Below are 19,934 nucleotides of genomic sequence, written 5' to 3' on the forward strand. Positions count from 1 at the left end.
GGGTTGGGCTACCCCGCGCTCAACCCATGCTTCTTCATGCAATGGCGAAGCTGGTCATAGGTCAGCCCCAGCCCCTTCGCCGTCGCCCGCTGGTTGTAGCGAAAGCGCTCCAGCGCCGCGCGGACGATGGCCGCCTCATGCGCATCCACGGCGGATTTGAGGTCCGTGATCGCGTCATGGCCGTTGGCGACGGGAGCTGGTGAGCCCATGGTCCGACCCTCCGCCACGACCTGCACCGGCATCAGCGGCTGGGGTTTCCAGGGCGAGGCGAAGGGATCGAACACGATCGCCGCGACCGGCCGCCCCGGCTCGTTCCAGCGATAGACCGCGCGCTCCACCACATTGCGCAGTTCGCGTACATTGCCCGGCCAGTAATGGGCCTCCAGCTCGGCCATGCAGGCGGCGGAAAAGCCCGGCCATTGCGGCCAGCCGATCTCCGCCGCCATGCGCCGCCCGAAATGATTGGCGAGCACCGCGACATCCCCCTCCCGCGCCCGCAACGGGGGCAGGGTGATCACCTCGAAGCTCAGCCGGTCCAGCAGGTCGGGCCGGAACCGCCCGGCATCGGCAGCGGCGGGCAGGTTCTCATTGGTCGCCGCGACGATGCGCACGTCGACCGTCAGCGGCTTCGACGCGCCGATCCGCGTCACCTCGCCATATTCGATGACGCGCAGCAGCCGCTCCTGCGCCGCCATGGAAAGCGTGCCCAGCTCGTCCAGGAACAGTGTGCCGCGATCGGCCTCTTCGAACCGTCCCGCCCGCGCCCGCGCCGCGCCGGTGAAGGCGCCCTGTTCATGGCCGAACAATTCCGCCTCGATCAGCGTTTCCGGCAGCGCCGCGCAGTTCATGACGATCAGCGGTTCGTCCCAGCGGGGCGAAAGATGGTGAAGGCGCTCCGCGATCAGTTCCTTGCCGGTGCCGCGCTCCCCGATGACCAGTACCGGCCGGTTGAGTTCCGCCGCCCGTCCGGCCTGCTCGACCGCATCGAGAAAGGCCAGCGACTGGCCGACGAACTGGGTGTTTTTCTCCATGCCCCAACTTATGGTGAAAATTCCCATATTTCGGCAAGTCCTATTCTTGCACGATCGTAAAAAACCGCGAAATTCTGCCATTTCCGGAAATTGGCACGGCTTCTGCAAAGTTGGAAAGCGAAGCCGCTGACCTATCGAGCGGCACGCATATGAAGGCCAAGGTTCAGGAGTTTATCATGGAAAAGCAAAGCAACAGCGTCCGCGAAATCGGTCAGTTCCTGTCCGTCGCCATCGCCTCCGTCCTGTTCGGATCGACCCTGATCCTTTCGGCGGTAGGCCCTGCCCGCGCCAGCGAAGTCCCGATGATCGCGAACCCGGAATGCCCCGCAGCCTTGCACTATCTGGCGTAAGGCTCGCCCCGACACGTTCGTACCAGGAGTGAAGTTCAAATGGGTATTTTCTCCCGCACCCGCGACATCATCGCCGCCAATGTCACCGACCTGCTCGACCGGGCGGAAGACCCGGCGAAGATGATCCGCATGATCATCCTCGAAATGGAGGAAACACTGGTCGAGGTGCGCGCCTCCGCCGCCCGCACCATCGCCGACCAGAAGGAAATGCGGCGTCACATCGCCAAGCTCCAGGGCCTGCAGGACAGCTGGACGGAAAAGGCCCAGCTCGCGCTCAGCAAGGACCGCGAGGATCTGGCCAAGGCCGCGCTGGTGGAAAAGCAGAAGGCGGTCGACATGGCGGAGCAGCTTTCCCATGAGATCGAGGTGCTGGACGAAGCGCTGCGCGCCTCCGAAGAGGACATCGCCAAGTTGCAGGGCAAGCTGCGCGAGGCCCGCGCGCGCCAGAACAGCCTGGTCACGCGCATGGAAAGCGCCCAGAACCGCCTGCGCCTGCGCGAAGCCTATGCCGGCGAGAAGGTGAACGACGCCTTTGCCCGCTTCGACATGCTGGAGCGCCGGGTCGACATGGCCGAAGGCCGCGCCGACGCCCTGAGCCTAGGCAACCAGCCCAAGACGCTGGAGGAGGAGATCGCGGAGCTCAAGACGTCCGACAAGGTCGACGCCGAACTGGCCGCGCTGAAGGCGTCGATGAACGCCGGTACAAACAGGGGAGAATGACGCATGGAGGACGTGTTCCTGCCCCTCATGATCTGCGGCATGCTGTTTATCGGCATGCCCTGGCTGATCTTCCACTATGTCACCAAGTGGAAGCAGGCCCCCAAGATCACCGATGAGGACGAGAAGCTGCTGGACGAGCTTCACCTGCTCGCCCGGCGGCTGGAGGAGCGGCTTCAGACCGTCGAACGGATCGTCGCCGCCGACAACCCCGATTTCCGTCCCGCCGGTCCTTCGCAGGACGAGGATTATGACTTCGACCGCCAATATCCCCACAGGAGGAACTGAGATGGCTGCCCGTCGCACCAAATTCTATCTCGACAAGCAGAACGGCAAATGGATGGGCGTATGCGCCGGCATAGCCGACTATAGCGGGATCGACGTGCTGTGGGTTCGCGTCGGTGCCGTGCTGGTGACGCTGATGGGGGCCTTTCCCTGGACGCTGATCGCCTATTTCATCGTGGCCTATTTTGCGGAGAACAAGCCGGCGGGCCTCTATGCCGACCGGGATGACGAGAAATTCTGGCAGGGCGTTCGCACCAATCCAGCACGCTCGACCCGCGATGTGCGGTCCAAGTTCCGCGACATCGACCGTCGCCTGGCCGATATCGAAACTTATTATACCAGCCGTAACACCCGGCTCGCCGATGAGATCGACAACCTGCGCTGACGGAATCGCGTGGCCCACGCCGTTTATCGAACGGGCTTGGGGGTCTGTCGAAAAATCGGAATTTTGTCTGAGAAATTCAACATCTGATATGCCGCACCTGCGGGTAGCGAGGGAGGTTTGCCATGTCGGAACAATTTGCGTTGGTTGCGCAACTCGCACCGCTGATCGTGATCTGCACCGGGATCGGTGTGGGCGGCTGGATCGTCACCACCTGGCTGCGGATCAAGCATGGCTATCCGCTGGACGGGGCATGGGGCCAGGCCATCTATCCGCAGGCAGGCAATGAGGCGATGGAACGGATCAGCCTGCTGAGCCAGGAAAATGCCCAGCTACGCGCCGAAATCGGATCGATGAAGGACAGGATGGTCGTGGTCGAGCGCATCGTCACCGATGAAAGTCACTCACTGAACAGGGAAATCGAGCGTCTGCGCGGTCCCGCCAACTGACGGCCCCAGGCTCAGCAAGGGAAAAAATCATGAATCCGTTTGAAATGGTCGTCGCCATCGTCGCCATAGCAGCCGTCGCCAGCGTCGTTCGCGCCAAATATGGCATCGTTCGCCGCCACAAGGGCGAAGAATTGGTCCAGCGCGGACCCGATCCGGAAGCCGAGCGGCTCCGGGCGGAGGTGAAGGCGCTGAAGGACCGGGTCGCCGTTCTGGAACGGCTGGCGACGGACAGCAGCACTGCCCTGGAGCGCGAATTCGACAAGCTCCGGGACCGCGACTGACGCGGGCATCATCATCACAGGGAGGACGATATGCAGGACCCCCTCAACACTTTGACATTGGCGATTGCGGGTCTGTCGGGACTCATCATCGTCACCGCCGCGGCCTTGCGGGGCTGGAATGGCTGGCTGGACCTTAAGCGCGCGGAACTCGCCCGCGGGACGGAGGGGGCAGCGCCGCCCTCCACCGCGACCCGGATCGAGGTTGCCGACCTCAAGGAACGCATCCGCAAGCTGGAAGCCATAGCCGCGGGCGTGGATATCTGAAAAAGGCCGATTTCCTCCTCCCGCCCGGCGGGAGGGGGACGGCAGCGGGAAGAGCTTTCCCCGCTTGAATTTCACCCTATATGGGCGGCCATGACCCAATTGCCCGTCCTTGCCGATCTGGTCGAAGAATATGAATTCCTCGACGCTGACGACCGCTACCGCCTGCTCATCGACCTGGGCAAGGCACTGGAGCCGATGCCCGACGCGCTCAAGACCGACGCCACGCTGGTTCGCGGCTGTTCGGCGGCGGTATGGGTCTATCCCACCGTGATCGACGCCGATTCCGCCAGGGGCAAGCGGCTCCATTTCCTGGCGGACAGCAACGCCGCCATCACCAAGGGGATCATCGCGCTCGTCCTCCTCACCGTGCAGGATCAGTCGCCTGCCGCCATTGCCGGGACGGATATCGAAACCGCGCTCGCCCCCTTCGACCTGCGCAACCAGTTGAGTTCCAACCGGACGCAGGGCATTCCCAACATGATCGCGCTGATCCGGGATACTGCCGCCCGCTATAGCTGAGCGGAGGGAAACCCCGCCGGCGCCATGCGTTCTCCTTCCGCCAACGAAACGGACAGAAGGAGAAAAGCGATGCGATCGATAGCGGTGCTTGCCGCCCTGGGGCTGATCGCCGCCTGCTCATCCTCCGACGACAAGGGGCCGACGCAGCGCGACCAGATCGGACAGGCCTGGAAATATGAAGGCGGCGAGGGCGGAAAGGCCAGGGTCGCCTATATCGGCAGCGCCAACACGGTCCAGACCATGACCGCCGCCGATACGTTCGGCGTGCTGCTGGTCCAGCCGCTGCAGGAAGGCGGGGCGGATGTCACGGTCAAGCTGGTCGGCGCACCCTTCACCTGCGACCTGTCGGACTGCGAGGTCACGGCCGTCACGGACGACGGCAAGACGCATGAATGGAAAGGCCGGATGACCGAGAACCAGGACGGTATCGAAGTCCTGCCCGCGGCCAAGGCCTATGACGCGATCAAGGACAGCCGGACGATCAAGGTGAACCTGGTGGTGGGGCCGAAGGACAAGAGCTTTCCCTTCCAGTTCAACGTCGCGGGCCTGAACCTGAAAGTGTAGCCGCCGCAGGAGCACGGCGCGTTCCAACAGGGCTTCACTCCTGCAACGACACGCCCGGACTGCGCGGATCGGCGCCGCCCACCCAATGGCCGTCGGCCGTGCGCTCCGCCGCATTGGCTTTCAGGCCGAAGCGTCTGATCGACACCTTGTGCCCCAGCTTCTCCAGCGGCGCCTTCATCGCCTCCAGCGATGTGCCCTGTTCCAGCACCAGCCCGTCCCGGTCGAAGAACTCGAACCCCAGCGCGATCGAATCCTGCGCCGACAGGCCCCAGTCGAAATGCGCGATCAGCGCCTTGGCGACCTGCATGATGATGGTCCTGCCGCCCGCCGCGCCGATGGTGAAGACCGGGGTTCCCGCCGCATCATAGACGATGGTGGGGGACATGGACGACAGCGGCCGCTTGCCCGGTTCGACCCGGTTGGCGACGGGCGCGCCGTCCTTTTCGGGGGTGAAGCTGAAATCGGTCAGTTCATTGTTCAGGATCACGCCATTGGCGACGAGCTGGCTGCCGAAAAAGCTCTCTATGGTGGAGGTCCAGGCAGCGATGTCGCCATTGCGGTCCACCGCGACGAAATGGCTGGTGCCCGATTCGGGCTGGGGCAGGGCTGCGGTGCGCTTTTCCGCACCCGGCGGCGTGCCGGGGCGATAGTCGTTCAGCGTCCTGCCCATGCTGATCAGCGCCGACCTCTGCCGGAGATAGCCGGGATCGATCAACCCGGCGATCGGCACGGACACGAATTCCGGATCGCCCAGCCAGTTGTCCCTGTCGGCATAGGCGAGCTGCATCGCTTCCCCGATGACATGCCAGGACCGGGGATCGTCCTTGCCCCACTTGGCCAGCGGAAAGCGTTCCACCATGCCCAGCACCTGCAATACGGTGATGCCGCCCGCCGAGGCCGGTCCCATGCCGCATATCGTATATCCGTGATAAGGCCCGCAAACCGGCTTGCGCGGCTTGGCCTGATAGGCCGCGAGGTCGGCCTCCGTCATCGGCACGGGATTTTTCGGCGCCTTGCTGACCGTGTCCGCGATCATGCGCGCATTGTCGCCCAGATAGAAGGCGTCCGGCCCCTCCGCCGCGATCCGCCTGAACAGGGCGGCGAGCGACGGATTCTTGAGGATCGTGCCCATCGGCGCAGGTTTGCCGTCGATCCAGAAATATTTCTGGATCTCGGGAAAATCAGCCCACACCGGCGCAACCGCCTTCATCGCCGTGTCCAGTCGCTGGCGCACCTCGAACCCCTGTTCGGCCAGTCTGATGGCCGGCTGAAACAGTTCGGCCCAGCGCAGCTTGCCCCATTTGCGGTGCGCCTCCCAGGCAAGGCGGACATTGCCGGGCACGCCGACGGAATAGCCGCCTGGCCAGGCATCGCGGAAGGAGAGGGGCTTGCCGTCCGCGCCCATGAAGCGATCGGGCCGCGCCGCCGCCGGCGCGGTCTCCCGCCCGTCGATCGATTCCAGCACGCCGGTCCGCCCGTCATGATGCATCAGGAATCCGCCCCCGCCGATACCGCTGTTATGCGGTTCCACGACATTCAGCGTCAGCATCATGGCGATGGCGGCGTCGGTGGCGCTGCCGCCCCTGCGCAATATCTCCTGCCCTGCCTCCGCCGCGCGCGGATCGGCGGCGGACACGGTGGCGTTGACCGCGACCGGCTCCCGCGCGGCCAGCGGGGAGGGGGAAAGGGCATAAAGAGCGAAGGGAGCCAGCAGGCCGAAAAGGCGAAAGGTCATGTCGGGTACCCTAGAGCATCGTGCGCAAAAGTGGGAACCGGTTTTGCGCGAAAACGATGCGACATCAAAAGCATAGAGCGCGCTGCGTGACTCGGATTCAGCGCAACGCGCTCCAGAGCGATTTCCAGGCGATCGGAACCGATAGCGCGCTCGATCGCTGTATTGCGCTCCGCAACCCGCTGGACGAATCAGGCGTCGATACCCACTATCTCGCTGATATTCCTCACCCCGTCGCGCGCCATCAGCGCCTTGATGCCGCTATTGATCCGCCGGGCGAGATAAGGCCCCTCATAGACCAGCGCGCTGTAAAGCTGGATCAGGCTCGCACCGGCGCGGATGCGGGCATAGGCCTGTTCCGCCGTGGCGATGCCGCCCACGCCGATCAGCGGCAGGCGAGTGCCCAGCACGCGCCGAAAGTCGCGCAGCCTTTGCAGCGCCAGATCGTGCAGCGGGGCGCCCGACAGGCCGCCCGCCTCCCCGGCGAGCGGCGACCGCAGCGAAGGCCGGGATATGGTGGTGTTGGACACGATCAGCGCGTCGATCCGGTGGTCGATGCAGGCGTCGGCAATATCCTCGATATCGGCGGGCTCCAGGTCCGGGGCCACCTTCAGGAAGATGGGCGTCCGATTCGTCCCCCGCGCCGCCATGACCGCGCCCAGCAATTGGTCCAGCGCGGCCCGGTCCTGAAGCGCGCGCAGTCCCGGCGTGTTGGGCGACGAGATATTGACCGTCAGATAGTCGGCCAGGGGCGCCATGCAGGTCACGCCCGTGGCATAGTCCGCGATCCGATCGGTCGCGTCCTTGTTGGCCCCGATATTGATGCCGATCACCGGGTTTTGTCCGTTCCTGCCGGGCCGCCTGCGCTTCGCGATTCGCTCAGCCGCTGCCGCCTGGCCGCCATTGTTGAAGCCCATGCGGTTGACCACCGCCCGGTCCTCGGCCAGCCGGAACAGCCGGGGCAGGGGATTGCCCTTCTGCGGCAGGGGCGTCAGCGTTCCCAGTTCGGTAAAGCCGAAGCCCAGCCCGTGCATCTTGTGCGCGACCAGCCCCTCCTTGTCATAACCTGCCGCCAGGCCCACCGGATTGGGAAAGGCGATGCCCGCCACCGTCTGGCCCAGCATCGGATCGGGTTCGAGCGCGGGCGGCACCGGCATCAGGCGCAGCAATCTGATCGACAGATGGTGGGCGCGCTCGGCATCCAGCGCGAAAAACAGGGGGCGGATCAGGCGATAGGACATGGCGGCGCTATGCCATCGCAAAGCGCACAGGTCGAGTCGCTGTTGCAGCGCGGCAACAGTAAGGACGGAATGACATTTCTTAACAAAATTCCTTGGGATTCGTCCCGTTTTGGTTCGACCAATGTCCGATCCATCCAATAAAGTTTCAGCGATTCGGACGTAAGAGAGTCCTGCGACCCGAAGGCTCTAGGCCATATGGCTGACGAGACCTTTTCCTGACCCGGCGGTGAAAACCGTCGGGTCGTTTTTTCCCTGCCCTGCGACATTCATTGACGGGCCCGGCATGGTGGAAAGCGCATTTCCGCCACGCATAACCCTTGCACCTTCACGCCGATGGCGCATATTGCATCACCGGGGTGATAATATGGGGCCGCATGACAGCGAGACGTCCGGGGGGGCGTTGAATATCAAGGCGAAAGATGGTCATGCGCCGCTGTCCTATACAGTCGACGCGGCTCAGGGAGCGGTACGGTTGCGCTATTTCGCGCCACCCGACCAGCTCAACGCCTATTTCGGTTCGCTCTACATCTTCACCGAAACGGCGGAACATTATTCCGACGTGACCCGTGCCGATGTGCCGCAGCTTCGTTTCATGCTGGACAACAGCGGCGACTATCATTTCCATGATGGAACGATAGTGCCGACGCCGGAAGTCTGCCTGTTGGGCCCGACCATGGGGGCGACTCGCTTTGAACTGACGGGGCCGGGCCGCGTGGTCGGCATTTCGCTGCTCCCTGCGGGCTGGATCGCGTTGCATGGGGGGGATGCCAGCATTCTCACCGATCGGCTGCAGGAGATGGTCGACCTTCCCGGCTACCGGCAATTGCTGGAGCAACTCCGCGCCACCGACGATGCGGAGGAGATGGCCACGCTCTGCTGGTCATTCCTGTCGGAACGTCTTGTTCCCCTGTCGGATTCGACATGGCGGCTGTTGAAGGCGGTGGACGGCTGGCTGATGGATGAAGGTTCTCCGCGGATCGAGACGCTGGCCGACATCACCGGCCTTTCGCCACGCCAGCTCGCCCGGCTCACCAACAAATATTATGGCTGCCCGCCCAAGCTGCTGGCGCGCAAATATCGGGCGCTGCGGTGCAGCGCGCGGATCGCGCTGGACCATGAAAGCTGGCAGGCGCTGTGTGACGACGGGCGTTTCTACGACCAGTCGCATTTCATTCGGGAGATCAAGCATTTCATCGGCCTGACCCCGCACCAGTTGCAGACAGAGCCGAGCGCGGTGGCGCAGCTCACCCTGCTGCGCCGCTCGCTGGGTGGAGACGTCGCCGTGATCAACCGTTTCAGCTAGAGCGATTTCCAAGCGATCGCTGGTTAAGAAATCGCGGCAAACAAGGAATCCGGAGCGGCGATCTGATTCAATCAGATCGAAACCCGCTCTAAACCTCAGCCATCAGCAAAAATGCCTTGATTCCCGCCTCTGCCGGGACCACATGCCAATCGGATTGATTCGATCCGATTTGAGAATGGTTCGCAAGACGCAGGGTCATGAGGCTTTCGAGTTTCGCAGATTATGCCGTGGTGCTGATGTCCGCCGCCGCCCGCCATTGCGGCGCGGCCAGGATGAACGCGACCACACTTTCGGCCGAAACCGGCATTCCCCTGCCCACCGCGCAGAAGCTGGTGAGCCGGCTGTCGGCCGCGGGTCTGCTCGAATCGAGCCGGGGGACAGGCGGCGGCGTGCGCCTTGCCCGCCCGCCCGCCGCGATCACGCTGGCCGATGTGGTGGAGGCGGTGGAAGGCCCGATCGCCATGACCGCCTGTACCGAAATGGGCGCCCATGACTGCACGCTGGAGCAGGATTGCCGCGTCCGGCCGCATATGAACGTCGCGAACAATGCGATCCGATCGGCGCTCGCGAGCGTCACCATCGCTAGCCTTACCCGAGAAATGGCATGACCGAGGAAACCACCACCGTCCGCAACCGTGAAGCGCATGAGGCGGCCGATCGCGCCTCCACCTATGAGCATGGCTGGTCCTCCGCCATCGAACAGGATTTCGCGCCCAAGGGGCTGAACGAGGATACGGTCCGCTTCATTTCGGCCAAGAAGAAGGAGCCGTTATGGCTGCTGGAATGGCGGCTGAAGGCCTTCGCCATGTGGCAGAAGATGGAGGCGCCGGACTGGGCCAAGCTCAACATTCCGCCGATCGACTATCAGGACGCCTATTATTACGCGGAGCCGAAGAAGAAGATCGAACTGGACTCGCTGGATCAGGTCGATCCGGAGATTTTGGCGACCTATCAGAAGCTGGGCATTCCCATTGCCGAACAGGAAGTGCTGGCCGGGGTGAAGGGCAGTCGCAAGGTCGCGGTCGACGCGGTGTTCGACAGCGTCTCGGTCGCCACCACCTTCCGCAAGGAACTGGAGGAAGCCGGCGTCATCTTCCGCTCGATCAGCGAAGCGGTGCGTGAATATCCCGATCTGGTAAAGAAGTGGCTGGGCAAGGTCGTGCCGATGCACGACAATTATTTCGCGACGCTCAACTGCGCGGTCTTTTCCGACGGTACCTTCGTCTACATCCCCAAGGGCGTGCGCTGCCCGATGGAGCTTTCCACCTATTTCCGCATCAATGCGGAGAATACCGGGCAGTTCGAACGCACGTTGATCGTCGCGGACGAGGGCAGCTATGTGAGCTATCTCGAAGGCTGCACCGCCCCGATGCGCGACGAGAACCAGCTACACGCCGCCGTGGTCGAACTGGTCGCGCTGGACGATGCGGAGATCAAATATTCGACCGTCCAGAACTGGTATCCGGGCGACGAGAACGGCAAGGGCGGCATCTATAATTTCGTGACCAAGCGGGCGCTCTGCCAGGGCCGCAACAGCAAGGTTTCGTGGACGCAGGTGGAAACCGGCAGCGCGATCACCTGGAAATATCCGTCCTGCGTTCTCAATGGCGAGAACAGCGTCGGCGAATTCTACTCGGTGGCGCTGACCAACAATATGCAGCAGGCCGACACCGGCACCAAGATGATCCATAATGGCAAGGGGTCGCGCTCGACCATCGTGTCGAAGGGGATCAGCGCGGGCCGCTCGAACAACACCTATCGCGGGCTGGTGCGCGTCGCGCCGGGCGCGGAGGGCGTGCGCAACTTCACCCAGTGCGACAGCCTGCTGCTGGGCGACCAGTGCGGGGCGCATACGGTGCCCTATATCGAGGTGCGCAACCCTTCGGCGCAGATCGAGCATGAAGCGACGACGTCGAAGATTTCCGACGACCAGCTTTTCTACGCGATGCAGCGCGGGCTGGACCAGGAAGCGGCGGTCAGCCTGATCGTCAACGGCTTCGCCCGCGAAGTGCTGCAACAGCTGCCGATGGAGTTTGCGGTCGAGGCGCAGAAGCTTCTGGGGATTAGCCTTGAGGGCAGTGTCGGGTGATTTATGACGGGGACGAGCTCAAGCAGGCGCTAGGTCTTGTGTATGGTGCATTGGCTCAAAATTTGTCTGACACGGCGGCAGTCAAGCATGCTTCTTGGTGGACGGGTGTGAATAAGGATGAGTTGGATCAACTCGTAAAAAGCGTTCATCCGGCAGGGTTGGAACATGAACGAGAAACTCAGAAAAACCTCTTGCCATTTGAAATGATCGTGCACTCGGAAGTCAATAAAATTGTCGATGGCGTTATAAAGAAAAATGGGATGAATGATAAGTCTATCCATCTCCTTTATACGGGAATTACTTCTTTCTTTGAGCGATTGGATCATGGTCATTCTATGGAATGCATGAGAGACAGGTTGTTATTCTGGCGGAAAAAAACGATTTGGTACGTTTTTCAGGCGGGGCGTGCGATGCCAATGACCTTGAGGCGGCGTCACTATGGGGCGATGGACGCCTGAGAGTAGAATGTAGAGGACTGAAACTTGAGCGACGAAGACGATATTCAGGATGCCCTCGCCGATTTCGCGGAGGATGTCGGAAATGGTCAGGCATGGACCGCCGCGATCCGCATCCTGACCGAGGATTATGAGCTGGAAGAGGGCGAGCTTCAGGCCCGCGCCGCCAAGGATTTCGGCGACCTCGACGCCTATCAGGCCGAATGCCGCGCCGCGCTGGAGACGGGCGACCTCGCCTTCACCGAGAAGCTGAAGAGCGACAAGGCCTTCCACAAGGCGAAGGCGCCCAATCTCGCCCGCATGGGTCCGGTGACCGAATTCGTGACCGGCGTGCTGGAAAAGGGCGCGCCCGAACCCGGCGCCGACTGGTGGCCCTATATGCCGATCAAGCGCCATATCGACACGCTGTTCCCCGCGCCGGGCGACGTGCGGGACATGGCCTTCTGGACCGCGCGGACGCTCCAGCGCGCGCATGGTCGTTGATTTTTGGGGTGTGAATGATGCTGACGATTGAGAACCTCACCAACGAGATTGACGGCAAGGCGATCCTGAAGGGCCTGTCGCTCTCCATCAAGGCGGGCGAGATCCACGCGATCATGGGGCCGAATGGCGCGGGCAAGTCGACGCTGGCCTATACGCTGGGCGGCCGCCCAGGGTATCAGGTTACCGGCGGCAATGCCTCTTTTAACGGTGTGAACTTGTTCAGCTTGGAGCCGCACGAGCGCGCCGCCGCCGGCTTGTTCCTGGGCTTCCAATACCCGGTCGAGATCCCCGGCGTCTCCAACCTGCAATTCCTGCGCGAGAGCCTCAACAGCCAGCGCAAGGCATGCGGCCAGGAACCGTTGTCGGGCGGCGAGTTCATCAAGCTCGCCAAGGAAAAGGCGGCTCTCCTCGGCCTCGACATGGAAATGCTGAAGCGTCCGGTGAATGTCGGCTTTTCCGGCGGCGAGAAGAAGCGCGCTGAAATGGTGCAGATGGGCATTCTCGATCCCAAGCTGGCGATCCTCGATGAAACCGACTCCGGCCTCGACATCGACGCGCTCAAGATCGTGGGCGCCGGCATCAACGCCATCATGCGCAAGCCCGACAAGGCGGTGCTGCTGATCACCCATTATCAGCGCCTGCTCGACTATGTGAAGCCGGACTTCGTGCACGTCCTTGCCGCTGGCCGGATCGTCAAGTCCGGCGGCCCGGAACTGGCGCTGGAACTGGAGCGCGAGGGTTATGCGGAGGTGGTTGCGGCGTGACCACGCTCTCCCTTGCCGCACGCCCCCTCCCTACAAGAAGGGCCGAGGAATGGCGCTACAGCGACCTTGATGCGCTGGCGGCCATCTGGCCGACGCCCGCGCCGACGCACATCGATGTCGCGGCCGGAGAAACTGCGCACCATCATCTGTTGCAGGATGCGGGCGAAGGCGCGGCGGCGGTGCATGATTATGTCATCAGCATCGCGGACGGCGCTCGGCTCGACTTCCACCTCCTCAATATCGGCGGGAAATTCGGTCGCGTGGCCTTTACCGTGACGCTGGGGCGGGGCGCGCATTTCGAACTGAACGGCGCGATCATCGGCAGCGGCGAGCAGACGCTGGAGATCATCACCTCCGTCACCCATGCCGAGCCGGACGCGACCAGCGGCCAGACGATCCGTTCGATCCTGGGCCAGCGCGCCACCGGCAGCTATCTGGGCAGCATCAATGTCGCCCGCGATGCGCAGCGCACCGATGCCTTCCAGTCGGTGAAGGCGATGCTGCTCGACCGCACCGCCACGGCCAATGTCAAGCCGGAGCTGGAAATCTACGCCGACGACGTGAAATGCGCCCATGGCGCGACGGTGGGCGAACTGGACAAGCAGGCCCTCTTCTACATGGCGAGCCGCGGCATGGACCCGGCGACCGCCAAGACGCTGCTGCTCAAGGCCTTTGTCGCGGGCGTGTTCGATGATGTGGCCGACGAAGCGGTCAAGGACCGGCTTGAGTCCGCCGCCCTCGCCAAGCTGGAGAGGCTGGTATGACCGACCTGGCCCAGGCCTTGCAGCTCAGGGACGACTTTCCCGGCGTAGGCAGCTGGCATTATCTGGACAGCGCCGCGACCGCGCAGAAGCCCCATGCCGTGATCGACGCCATCGCCCGCGCCTATGGCCCGGACTATGCGACGGTCCATCGCGGCGTCTACGAACGTTCGGCGAATATGACGCTTGCCTATGAGGCGGCGCGCCGGAAGGTGGCGCAGTTCATCGGCGCGCAGTCGGACAGCGAGATCGTCTATGTCCGCGGCGCGACCGAAGGCATCAATCTGGTCGCGCAAAGCTGGGCAGGGACGCAGCTCAAGGCCGGCGACCGCATCCTGCTCTCCATGCTGGAGCATCACAGCAATATCGTTCCGTGGCAGATTGTCGCCGAAAAAGTCGGGGCCGGGATCGATGTCGTGCCGCTGACCCCGGACGGCAAGATCGATCTGGATGCCATGGCCGCGATGATCACGCCCGCGCACAGGATGGTCGCGCTGGCCCATGTGTCGAACGTGCTGGGCAGCGTGCTCGACGTCCACCGCGCCGCCGAAATCGCGCATGGCGTGGGCGCGAAGATCCTGATCGACGGCTGCCAGGCCGTGCCGCGCCTTGCCGTGGACGTACAGGCGCTGGACTGCGATTTCTACGTCTTTTCCGCGCACAAGCTCTACGGTCCCACCGGCATCGGCGCGCTCTGGGGGCGAAAGGCGCTGCTCGACGCCATGCCGCCCTATCAGGGCGGGGGATCGATGATCGACAAGGTGACGTTCGAAAAAACCACCTATGCCCCCGCGCCCACCCGGTTCGAGGCGGGGACGCCGCATATCACCGGCGTTGTCGGTTTGTCGGCGGCGATCGACTATGTGCAGGCCATCGGGCTGGACGCGATCCACGCCCATGAATGCGCGCTTGTCGCGAAGGCCAGGACCGCGCTGCAAAGCCTCAACAGCGTGCGCGTGTTCGGCCCGGAAGATTCGGCGGGCATTCTTTCCTTCGAGGTGGAGGGGGTGCATCCGCACGATGTCGGCACCATATTGGACGAAACCGGCGTCGCCATCCGGGCTGGGCATCATTGTGCGCAGCCGCTGATGCGCCATTTGGGCGTCGAGGCCACGGCACGGGCCAGCTTCGGCATCTACAGCGACGAAAGCGATGTGGATGCGCTGGTCAAGGGCATAGAAAGAGTGAGGAAGATCTTCGCCAATGACTGAAGTGAATCGCGAAGAGCGCAAGATTCTGGTGGAAGAGGTCGAGGGGGTGGAAACGCCCCCGAAGGCACGCGTCGAGGAGGCGGCCGGTTCCGGCGCGCGCCAGCGCGACTATCTGGATGGCTTCCTCGCGCAGAAGCCTGCCGACATGCCCAGGGGCGAACCGGGCGGCAGCCTCTATGATGCGATCATCGATGCGCTCAAGGAAATCTATGACCCGGAAATCCCGGTCAACATCTATGATCTGGGCCTCGTCTACGGCGTAGACGTGACGGAGGATGGCCACGCCGTCGTCACCATGACGCTCACCACGCCGCACTGTCCGGTGGCCGAATCCATGCCGGGCGAAGTCGAATTGCGTGTCGGCGCGGTGCCGGGCGTGGGCGATGCGCAGGTGAACCTGGTCTGGGATCCGCCGTGGGATCCGCAGAAAATGTCGGACGAAGCCAAGCTCGAACTGGGAATGCTCTGATGACTCCTCCTCACACTGGCGAAACAAAGATCCGTGCCCGTCCGGCCGCCGTCGTGCTGACGGCGAGCGCCGAGCAGCGCATTGCCGACCTGATGGCGCAGGCGCCCGAAGGCGCGATCGGGGTCAAGCTGTCGACGCCGCGCCGGGGCTGCTCCGGCCTTGCCTATTCGGTCGATTATGTGAACGAGGAGGCCAAGTTCGACGAGAAGATCGAAACGCCGGGCGGCACCTTCTATATTGACGGCGCCTCCGTGCTCTATCTGGTCGGATCGACCATGGACTGGGTGGAGGATGACTTCACCGCCGGTTTCGTCTTCAACAATCCCAATGCCAAGGGTAGCTGCGGCTGCGGCGAGAGCTTTACGGTCTGACTTGGCCAGCGGCCGCCTGAACATGCCCCATATGCTCATCCTGGGCATGGGCTACACCGGCTCCCGGCTCGCCATGCGCCTGCGGGCCGAGGGATGGCATGTTACCGGCGTTCGTCGCGCCGCCGATGCCGAAACGCTCGACTTCAGCGACGAAACCGCTGTGCTGACCGCCATCGCGCGGGCCAGCCACATCCTGTCCTCCGTTCCGCCCGAGGGTGATGCCGATCCGGTCCTCACCCGCTATGGCGCCGCCATCGCCGCAGCGCCTGCCATCTGGACCGGCTATCTCTCCTCCACCGGGGTTTATGGAGATGCGGCGGGCGCCTGGGTCGATGAAGCAAGCCCGACCGGCGTGGCCCGGCGGGCTGCGCGCGCGCAGGCCGATGCGGATTGGGGCGCTCTGCGTCCGGACCTCCGCCGCTTCCGCCTGCCGGGTATTTACGGCCCCGGCCGCTCCGCGCTCGATCGTGTGCGGGAAGGGCGGGCGCACCGCATCGACCTGCCCGATCAGGTGTTCAGCCGCGCCCATGTCGATGATATCGTCGCTGGCGTCCTCGCGTCGATCCATCATGGTCCGCCGGGCATCTACAATCTGTCCGACGACCTGCCCTGCGCGCAGAACCGGCTGATCGAGGAAGCCTGCGCCCTGCTTGGCCAACCTGCCCCGCCGCTGCTGACACTGGAGGAGGCGCAGCTTTCCCCCATGGCGCGCTCCTTCTACGCTGAAAACCGCAGGGTGGCGAACGGACGCGCCAAGCGCCTGCTGGGCTGGTCTCCCCTCTATCCCACCTATCGCGAAGGGCTGCGCGCCTGTCTGTGACTCGCTCCGCCGCAAAGCAGGATCATCACTAACGGCTTCTTAACCATCCCTGCCCGATGGCTGGCCCGTCAGCTTCCGGGGAATAAAGAAATGGACCGCTTCGATCATGCCTTCACCGCTCTGGGCCAGCGCATCAACAGCCTGTCCCTGCCCGAACGCACCGCATCCGCGCCGGTGCCGCTCGCCAGCCTGATCGACAGGGTCAATGCGGCCAAGCGGCTTTACCAGCCGGGCGTCCGCCCTCAGACCGGCTTGGTTCGCAGCGCGACGACCATCCCTGCAATTGCCAGCAGCGCCCCCGCACCCGCCAGCGCCGTCCAGCGATAGCCCTCGACCAGCGTCGAGATCAGCATCGCGATCACCGGGATCAGCACGCTGGTATAGGCCGCCCGCCCCGCACCCATTTGCTGGATCAGCCGGAAATAGAGCGGGAAGGTCACGACCGAACCCGCCAGCCCCAGCCAGGCAATTCCTGCCAAATAGCCCAGACGCATCTCGATGACCGGCGGTCCGGCCGTCGCCCAGGCGAACAGCCCATCTACAGCCGCGCCGATCAGCATTGCCCAGGCGAGCACTGCCGCCATCGGCAGCCGCCGGGCGATCTCCATCCCCTGCATGACATTGGCCGCCGACGCGCTCAGCAGCCCGGCGATCGAAAATGCCGCGCCCAGCAGCACCATGTCCGGCCGGACCCGGGCGCCATGATATTCATGCGCCAGCATCAGCGCGATGCCCGCCAGTGCGACCCCCGACCCCGCGATGAAGGCGCGGCTCACCGGCTGACGGAAGAAGAGATAGGCGAGGATGCTGTTGGGTATCAGCAGCATCGCGTAGATCACCGCGACCACGCCCGATGTCAGATAATGCTCCGCACGATAGACGAAATTGAAGTTCATCACGAACTGCGCCGTACCCAGCAATCCCGCGAAGGCCAGCCCGCTGCCACCGATGTTGAGCGGCAAGCCGCGCAGCCGGGCGAAGATCGCTATCGCCGATCCGGCCAACAGGAAGCGGTAGCAGACAGACCAGCTTGGCGGCACATTTCCCAACTGGTCCCGGATCACGATCCAGGTGGAACTCCAGATCAGCGTGACGAGGATGAAGGGCAGGAAAACGCCCTTGCCCTCGCTCATCCCTCCAATGTCCTGATCGCCTCGGCCAGAGGCTGCACGCTGGAGGCATGCTGCGACCAGTTGGCGACGAGCCGCGCCGCATCCCCGCCCCAGTCATGGAAATCGAAGCCCTGCGCCCGCAATTGCGTCCTTTCCGCCTCGCTCAGCCGCACGAACAGTTCATTGGCCTGGACCGGATGCAGCAGCCGTCCCGCCGCGCCCGCCGCCAGCGCCTGGGCCGCGGCATTGGCCGCCCGCGCGTTGCGCAGCCACAGGTCGCCCTTGACCATCGCCAATAGTTGCGCCGCCAGATAGCGGCCCTTGGAGAAGAGGTGTCCACCCCGCTTGCGCCAGCGCGCCGCCTCGGCCGCTCGCGCCTGCGCCTGATTGCCGAAGAAGACGAGGGCTTCGCCCACCATGCCGCCATTCTTGACGCAGCCGAAGGAGAGGATGTCGACTCCTGCGCGCCAGGTCACATCGCCGGGATGGCAGTTTAGATACGCCACCGCATTGGCGAAGCGTGCCCCATCCATGTGGAAACCCAGCCCATGCTCCCGTGCCAGATCGCCCAGTGCCGCGACTTCGCCGGGCGTATAGACCAGGCCATATTCGGTCGCCTGGGTGATGCTGATCGCCCGTGCGGGCACCTGGTGCACGTCGGGACGGATAGCCTTCAACAGGTCCAGCACTGTTTCTGGCGACAGTTTCGCGCCCTCGCCAGGCAATGCCATCAGGGTCGCCCCATGGGTGTAGAAGCCGGGCGCGCCGCATTCATCGACGACGATATGCGCCTCCTCATGGCACAATATTCCGCCATAGGGTGGGCAGAGCGAGGCCAGCGCTATGCTGTTTGCCGCCGTCCCGGTCGCGATCCACAGCGCCACCGATTCCGTCCCGAACAGATCGGAAAAGGCACCGTTCAAGCGGGCGCTCCAGCGGTCCCCGTCATAGCCATGATCGGCCTGGTCGGCCGCGACGATGGCTGCCATGACTTCCGGGCAGACCGGCGTCGCATTGTCGGAGAAAAAGTGCATGACCCATGGGATAGCCGTGCTGCGGCCCAGCGCCAAGATGCCACCCCGACGGGATCGGCCATGGACCGCAACTTGGGTCAGTAATATTGACCATTGTTTCGCGCCGCCATCTGTGACATAGGCGGCCCGTCCGATCCAAAGGAGTTTTTCGACATGGACGTCCAGCAGACATCGCGCTTTACCGTCACCCGCAGCAGCAAGGCTGTGTCGGCTGATCAGCGCGCCGTATTGCTGGCGGATCCCGGTTTCGGAAAGCTCTTCACCGACCATATGGTGACGATTCGCTATACCGAGGGGCAGGGCTGGCACAGCCACGCGATCGGCCCGCGCGAGCCCTTCCAGCTCGATCCCGCCTGCGCCGTGCTCCACTATGCCCAGGAAATCTTCGAAGGCATGAAGGCATACCGGCTCGAGGACGGCAGCATCGCCATGTTCAGGCCAGAGGAAAATGCCCGCCGCTTCGCTGAATCGGCTGAGCGCATGGCCATGCCCGTTCTGCCCGAAGACCTTTTCCTGGAGGCGGTCGAGGAATTGGTGAAGATCGACGTCGACTGGATCCCGTCCGGGGAGGGTAGCCTGTACCTGCGCCCCTTCATGTTCGCGAGCGAAACCTTCCTGGGCGTGCGCCCGGCGAACGAGTATATTTTCTGCGTCATCGCCTCGCCTGCCGGCGCCTATTTCAAGGGCGGGAAGAAGGCGGTTACGCTCTGGGTGTCGGAACATTTCACCCGCGCCGCGCGGGGCGGCACCGGCGCTGCCAAATGTGGCGGCAACTACGCCGCTTCGCTGGTGGCGCAAAAGGAAGCGATCCAGCATGGCTGCGACCAGGTCGTCTTCCTCGACGCTGCCGAGAACAAGTGGGTCGAGGAACTGGGCGGCATGAACGTCTTCTTCGTGATGGACGACGGTTCGATCGTCACGCCGCCGCTGTCCGGCACGATCCTGCCGGGCATCACCCGCAACAGCATCCTCTCGCTCGCCCGCGCCAGGGGGCATGACGTGCGTGAGGAGCTCTACAGCTTTGCCCAATGGCGCGCCGACGCCGCCAGCGGCAAGTTGCGCGAGGCCTTTGCCTGCGGCACGGCGGCGGTCGTGACCGCGATTGGCACGGTGAAGAGCGTCGACGGCGACTTCACCATCGGCAATGGCGATGGCGGCATCGTGACGGAAGCGCTGCGCGCGGAACTGACCGGCATCCAGCGCGGCACGGTGGCCGATCCGGCGAACTGGGTGCGGAAGCTTTAACG

At 63.8% G+C, this 19,934-nt stretch carries 26 protein-coding genes; 21 read left to right on the plus strand and 5 right to left on the minus strand.

Going from position 1 to position 19,934, the window contains the following annotated elements:
- Positions 1-8: 8 nt before the first annotated feature.
- On the minus strand, positions 9-1,031 hold the full coding sequence (gene pspF / locus MRBLSP13_RS19580; RefSeq protein WP_363738227.1) for a phage shock protein operon transcriptional activator: 1,023 nt from the start codon (positions 1,029-1,031) through the stop codon (positions 9-11).
- Positions 1,032-1,207: 176 nt separating this feature from the next.
- On the opposite strand from pspF, the gene MRBLSP13_RS19585 reads away from it, so the two are divergent.
- From MRBLSP13_RS19585 to MRBLSP13_RS19625, 9 genes are all read left to right on the plus strand, one after another.
- Positions 1,208-1,381, plus strand: coding sequence for a hypothetical protein (locus MRBLSP13_RS19585; protein ID WP_363737950.1), 174 nt, complete (start codon positions 1,208-1,210; stop codon positions 1,379-1,381).
- A gap of 39 nt (positions 1,382-1,420) precedes the next feature.
- Positions 1,421-2,101 carry a phage shock protein PspA gene (gene pspA, locus MRBLSP13_RS19590; RefSeq protein WP_363737952.1) on the plus strand — a complete coding sequence of 227 codons (681 nt, stop codon included), beginning with the start codon at positions 1,421-1,423 and terminating at the stop codon, positions 2,099-2,101.
- 3 nt (positions 2,102-2,104) lie between these two features.
- The gene (pspB, locus tag MRBLSP13_RS19595) at positions 2,105-2,386 is read left to right on the plus strand and encodes an envelope stress response membrane protein PspB (RefSeq protein WP_133653252.1); all 282 of its coding nucleotides are present in this window, start codon (positions 2,105-2,107) and stop codon (positions 2,384-2,386) included.
- Position 2,387: 1 nt separating this feature from the next.
- A complete protein-coding gene (gene pspC, locus MRBLSP13_RS19600) occupies positions 2,388-2,768 on the plus strand; it encodes an envelope stress response membrane protein PspC (protein ID WP_363737954.1) in 381 nt (126 codons plus the stop codon).
- A gap of 122 nt (positions 2,769-2,890) precedes the next feature.
- Entirely contained in the window at positions 2,891-3,214 is a 324-nt protein-coding gene (locus tag MRBLSP13_RS19605; protein ID WP_363737955.1) for a hypothetical protein, read from the plus strand.
- 29 nt (positions 3,215-3,243) lie between these two features.
- Positions 3,244-3,495 (plus strand): hypothetical protein, encoded by a 252-nt coding sequence (locus MRBLSP13_RS19610; protein ID WP_133653255.1) that lies wholly within the window; start codon positions 3,244-3,246, stop codon positions 3,493-3,495.
- 30 nt (positions 3,496-3,525) lie between these two features.
- The gene (locus tag MRBLSP13_RS19615) at positions 3,526-3,759 is read left to right on the plus strand and encodes a hypothetical protein (RefSeq protein WP_363737958.1); all 234 of its coding nucleotides are present in this window, start codon (positions 3,526-3,528) and stop codon (positions 3,757-3,759) included.
- A gap of 90 nt (positions 3,760-3,849) precedes the next feature.
- Positions 3,850-4,278 carry a SufE family protein gene (locus MRBLSP13_RS19620; protein ID WP_363737959.1) on the plus strand — a complete coding sequence of 143 codons (429 nt, stop codon included), beginning with the start codon at positions 3,850-3,852 and terminating at the stop codon, positions 4,276-4,278.
- A 69-nt stretch (positions 4,279-4,347) separates the two neighbouring features.
- Positions 4,348-4,842, plus strand: a complete 495-nt coding sequence (locus tag MRBLSP13_RS19625; RefSeq protein WP_363737961.1) for a hypothetical protein — start codon at positions 4,348-4,350, stop codon at positions 4,840-4,842.
- A 34-nt stretch (positions 4,843-4,876) separates the two neighbouring features.
- Here MRBLSP13_RS19625 and ggt read toward each other — a convergent pair whose 3' ends face one another.
- Positions 4,877-6,577, minus strand: coding sequence for a gamma-glutamyltransferase (ggt, locus tag MRBLSP13_RS19630; RefSeq protein WP_363737963.1), 1,701 nt, complete (start codon positions 6,575-6,577; stop codon positions 4,877-4,879).
- 188 nt (positions 6,578-6,765) lie between these two features.
- Positions 6,766-7,815 (minus strand): quinone-dependent dihydroorotate dehydrogenase, encoded by a 1,050-nt coding sequence (locus MRBLSP13_RS19635; RefSeq protein ID WP_363756198.1) that lies wholly within the window; start codon positions 7,813-7,815, stop codon positions 6,766-6,768.
- 472 nt (positions 7,816-8,287) lie between these two features.
- Between MRBLSP13_RS19635 and MRBLSP13_RS19640 the strand changes: the two genes are divergently transcribed.
- From MRBLSP13_RS19640 to MRBLSP13_RS19690, 11 genes are all read left to right on the plus strand, one after another.
- Positions 8,288-9,118 carry a helix-turn-helix domain-containing protein gene (locus MRBLSP13_RS19640; RefSeq protein WP_363738229.1) on the plus strand — a complete coding sequence of 277 codons (831 nt, stop codon included), beginning with the start codon at positions 8,288-8,290 and terminating at the stop codon, positions 9,116-9,118.
- A gap of 197 nt (positions 9,119-9,315) precedes the next feature.
- Entirely contained in the window at positions 9,316-9,726 is a 411-nt protein-coding gene (locus MRBLSP13_RS19645) for an RrF2 family transcriptional regulator (protein WP_133653261.1), read from the plus strand.
- On the plus strand, positions 9,723-11,207 hold the full coding sequence (gene sufB / locus MRBLSP13_RS19650) for a Fe-S cluster assembly protein SufB (RefSeq protein WP_363756200.1): 1,485 nt from the start codon (positions 9,723-9,725) through the stop codon (positions 11,205-11,207). The genes MRBLSP13_RS19645 and sufB overlap by 4 nt, the downstream gene beginning before the upstream one ends.
- Positions 11,204-11,665, plus strand: coding sequence for a hypothetical protein (locus tag MRBLSP13_RS19655; protein WP_363756202.1), 462 nt, complete (start codon positions 11,204-11,206; stop codon positions 11,663-11,665). The genes sufB and MRBLSP13_RS19655 overlap by 4 nt, the downstream gene beginning before the upstream one ends.
- A 24-nt stretch (positions 11,666-11,689) precedes the next feature.
- Positions 11,690-12,145 (plus strand): hypothetical protein, encoded by a 456-nt coding sequence (locus MRBLSP13_RS19660; protein WP_363737969.1) that lies wholly within the window; start codon positions 11,690-11,692, stop codon positions 12,143-12,145.
- A gap of 17 nt (positions 12,146-12,162) precedes the next feature.
- On the plus strand, positions 12,163-12,909 hold the full coding sequence (sufC, locus tag MRBLSP13_RS19665) for a Fe-S cluster assembly ATPase SufC (RefSeq protein ID WP_363738231.1): 747 nt from the start codon (positions 12,163-12,165) through the stop codon (positions 12,907-12,909).
- Positions 12,906-13,673: a SufD family Fe-S cluster assembly protein gene (locus MRBLSP13_RS19670; protein WP_363737970.1), complete on the plus strand. Its 768-nt coding sequence runs from the start codon at positions 12,906-12,908 to the stop codon at positions 13,671-13,673. The genes sufC and MRBLSP13_RS19670 overlap by 4 nt, the downstream gene beginning before the upstream one ends.
- Positions 13,670-14,881 carry a cysteine desulfurase gene (locus MRBLSP13_RS19675; protein WP_363756204.1) on the plus strand — a complete coding sequence of 404 codons (1,212 nt, stop codon included), beginning with the start codon at positions 13,670-13,672 and terminating at the stop codon, positions 14,879-14,881. Before MRBLSP13_RS19670 ends, MRBLSP13_RS19675 begins: the two co-directional genes overlap by 4 nt.
- A complete protein-coding gene (locus MRBLSP13_RS19680) occupies positions 14,874-15,350 on the plus strand; it encodes an SUF system Fe-S cluster assembly protein (RefSeq protein WP_363756206.1) in 477 nt (158 codons plus the stop codon). The genes MRBLSP13_RS19675 and MRBLSP13_RS19680 overlap by 8 nt, the downstream gene beginning before the upstream one ends.
- On the plus strand, positions 15,350-15,721 hold the full coding sequence (locus tag MRBLSP13_RS19685; protein ID WP_363737974.1) for a HesB/IscA family protein: 372 nt from the start codon (positions 15,350-15,352) through the stop codon (positions 15,719-15,721). Before MRBLSP13_RS19680 ends, MRBLSP13_RS19685 begins: the two co-directional genes overlap by 1 nt.
- Before the next feature lie 22 nt (positions 15,722-15,743).
- Complete coding sequence (locus MRBLSP13_RS19690; protein WP_363756208.1) at positions 15,744-16,541, plus strand: SDR family NAD(P)-dependent oxidoreductase; 798 nt, start codon at positions 15,744-15,746, stop codon at positions 16,539-16,541.
- A 242-nt stretch (positions 16,542-16,783) separates the two neighbouring features.
- Here the strand turns inward: MRBLSP13_RS19690 and MRBLSP13_RS19695 are convergent, their stop codons facing one another.
- Both MRBLSP13_RS19695 and MRBLSP13_RS19700 read right to left on the minus strand, forming a co-directional pair.
- The gene (locus MRBLSP13_RS19695) at positions 16,784-17,674 is read right to left on the minus strand and encodes a DMT family transporter (protein WP_363737978.1); all 891 of its coding nucleotides are present in this window, start codon (positions 17,672-17,674) and stop codon (positions 16,784-16,786) included.
- Positions 17,671-18,687: a threonine aldolase family protein gene (locus MRBLSP13_RS19700; RefSeq protein ID WP_363737980.1), complete on the minus strand. Its 1,017-nt coding sequence runs from the start codon at positions 18,685-18,687 to the stop codon at positions 17,671-17,673. The genes MRBLSP13_RS19695 and MRBLSP13_RS19700 overlap by 4 nt, the downstream gene beginning before the upstream one ends.
- Before the next feature lie 153 nt (positions 18,688-18,840).
- Here MRBLSP13_RS19700 and MRBLSP13_RS19705 point away from each other — a divergent pair, with 153 nt between their 5' ends.
- Positions 18,841-19,932, plus strand: coding sequence for a branched-chain amino acid aminotransferase (locus MRBLSP13_RS19705; protein ID WP_363737981.1), 1,092 nt, complete (start codon positions 18,841-18,843; stop codon positions 19,930-19,932).
- Positions 19,933-19,934: the final 2 nt, after the last annotated feature.

Origin of the sequence: Sphingobium sp. LSP13-1-1.1 (genome assembly GCF_040676415.1) — a bacterium.
GTDB lineage: Bacteria > Pseudomonadota > Alphaproteobacteria > Sphingomonadales > Sphingomonadaceae > Sphingobium.

Coding starts and splice junctions, on each gene's coding strand:
- MRBLSP13_RS19605 (WP_363737955.1), top strand. CDS start 2,891: ATGTCGGAACAATTTGCGTTGGTTGCGCAACTCGCACCGCTGATCGTG.
- sufC (WP_363738231.1), top strand. CDS start 12,163: ATGCTGACGATTGAGAACCTCACCAACGAGATTGACGGCAAGGCGATC.
- MRBLSP13_RS19615 (WP_363737958.1), top strand. CDS start 3,526: ATGCAGGACCCCCTCAACACTTTGACATTGGCGATTGCGGGTCTGTCG.
- MRBLSP13_RS19685 (WP_363737974.1), top strand. CDS start 15,350: ATGACTCCTCCTCACACTGGCGAAACAAAGATCCGTGCCCGTCCGGCC.
- MRBLSP13_RS19585 (WP_363737950.1), top strand. CDS start 1,208: ATGGAAAAGCAAAGCAACAGCGTCCGCGAAATCGGTCAGTTCCTGTCC.
- sufB (WP_363756200.1), top strand. CDS start 9,723: ATGACCGAGGAAACCACCACCGTCCGCAACCGTGAAGCGCATGAGGCG.
- pspF (WP_363738227.1), bottom strand. CDS start 1,031: ATGGAGAAAAACACCCAGTTCGTCGGCCAGTCGCTGGCCTTTCTCGAT.
- ggt (WP_363737963.1), bottom strand. CDS start 6,577: ATGACCTTTCGCCTTTTCGGCCTGCTGGCTCCCTTCGCTCTTTATGCC.
- MRBLSP13_RS19635 (WP_363756198.1), bottom strand. CDS start 7,815: ATGTCCTATCGCCTGATCCGCCCCCTGTTTTTCGCGCTGGATGCCGAG.
- MRBLSP13_RS19645 (WP_133653261.1), top strand. CDS start 9,316: ATGAGGCTTTCGAGTTTCGCAGATTATGCCGTGGTGCTGATGTCCGCC.
- MRBLSP13_RS19610 (WP_133653255.1), top strand. CDS start 3,244: ATGAATCCGTTTGAAATGGTCGTCGCCATCGTCGCCATAGCAGCCGTC.
- pspC (WP_363737954.1), top strand. CDS start 2,388: ATGGCTGCCCGTCGCACCAAATTCTATCTCGACAAGCAGAACGGCAAA.
- MRBLSP13_RS19690 (WP_363756208.1), top strand. CDS start 15,744: ATGCCCCATATGCTCATCCTGGGCATGGGCTACACCGGCTCCCGGCTC.
- pspB (WP_133653252.1), top strand. CDS start 2,105: ATGGAGGACGTGTTCCTGCCCCTCATGATCTGCGGCATGCTGTTTATC.
- pspA (WP_363737952.1), top strand. CDS start 1,421: ATGGGTATTTTCTCCCGCACCCGCGACATCATCGCCGCCAATGTCACC.
- MRBLSP13_RS19675 (WP_363756204.1), top strand. CDS start 13,670: ATGACCGACCTGGCCCAGGCCTTGCAGCTCAGGGACGACTTTCCCGGC.
- MRBLSP13_RS19695 (WP_363737978.1), bottom strand. CDS start 17,674: ATGAGCGAGGGCAAGGGCGTTTTCCTGCCCTTCATCCTCGTCACGCTG.
- MRBLSP13_RS19700 (WP_363737980.1), bottom strand. CDS start 18,687: ATGCACTTTTTCTCCGACAATGCGACGCCGGTCTGCCCGGAAGTCATG.
- MRBLSP13_RS19625 (WP_363737961.1), top strand. CDS start 4,348: ATGCGATCGATAGCGGTGCTTGCCGCCCTGGGGCTGATCGCCGCCTGC.
- MRBLSP13_RS19680 (WP_363756206.1), top strand. CDS start 14,874: ATGACTGAAGTGAATCGCGAAGAGCGCAAGATTCTGGTGGAAGAGGTC.
- MRBLSP13_RS19705 (WP_363737981.1), top strand. CDS start 18,841: ATGGACGTCCAGCAGACATCGCGCTTTACCGTCACCCGCAGCAGCAAG.
- MRBLSP13_RS19620 (WP_363737959.1), top strand. CDS start 3,850: ATGACCCAATTGCCCGTCCTTGCCGATCTGGTCGAAGAATATGAATTC.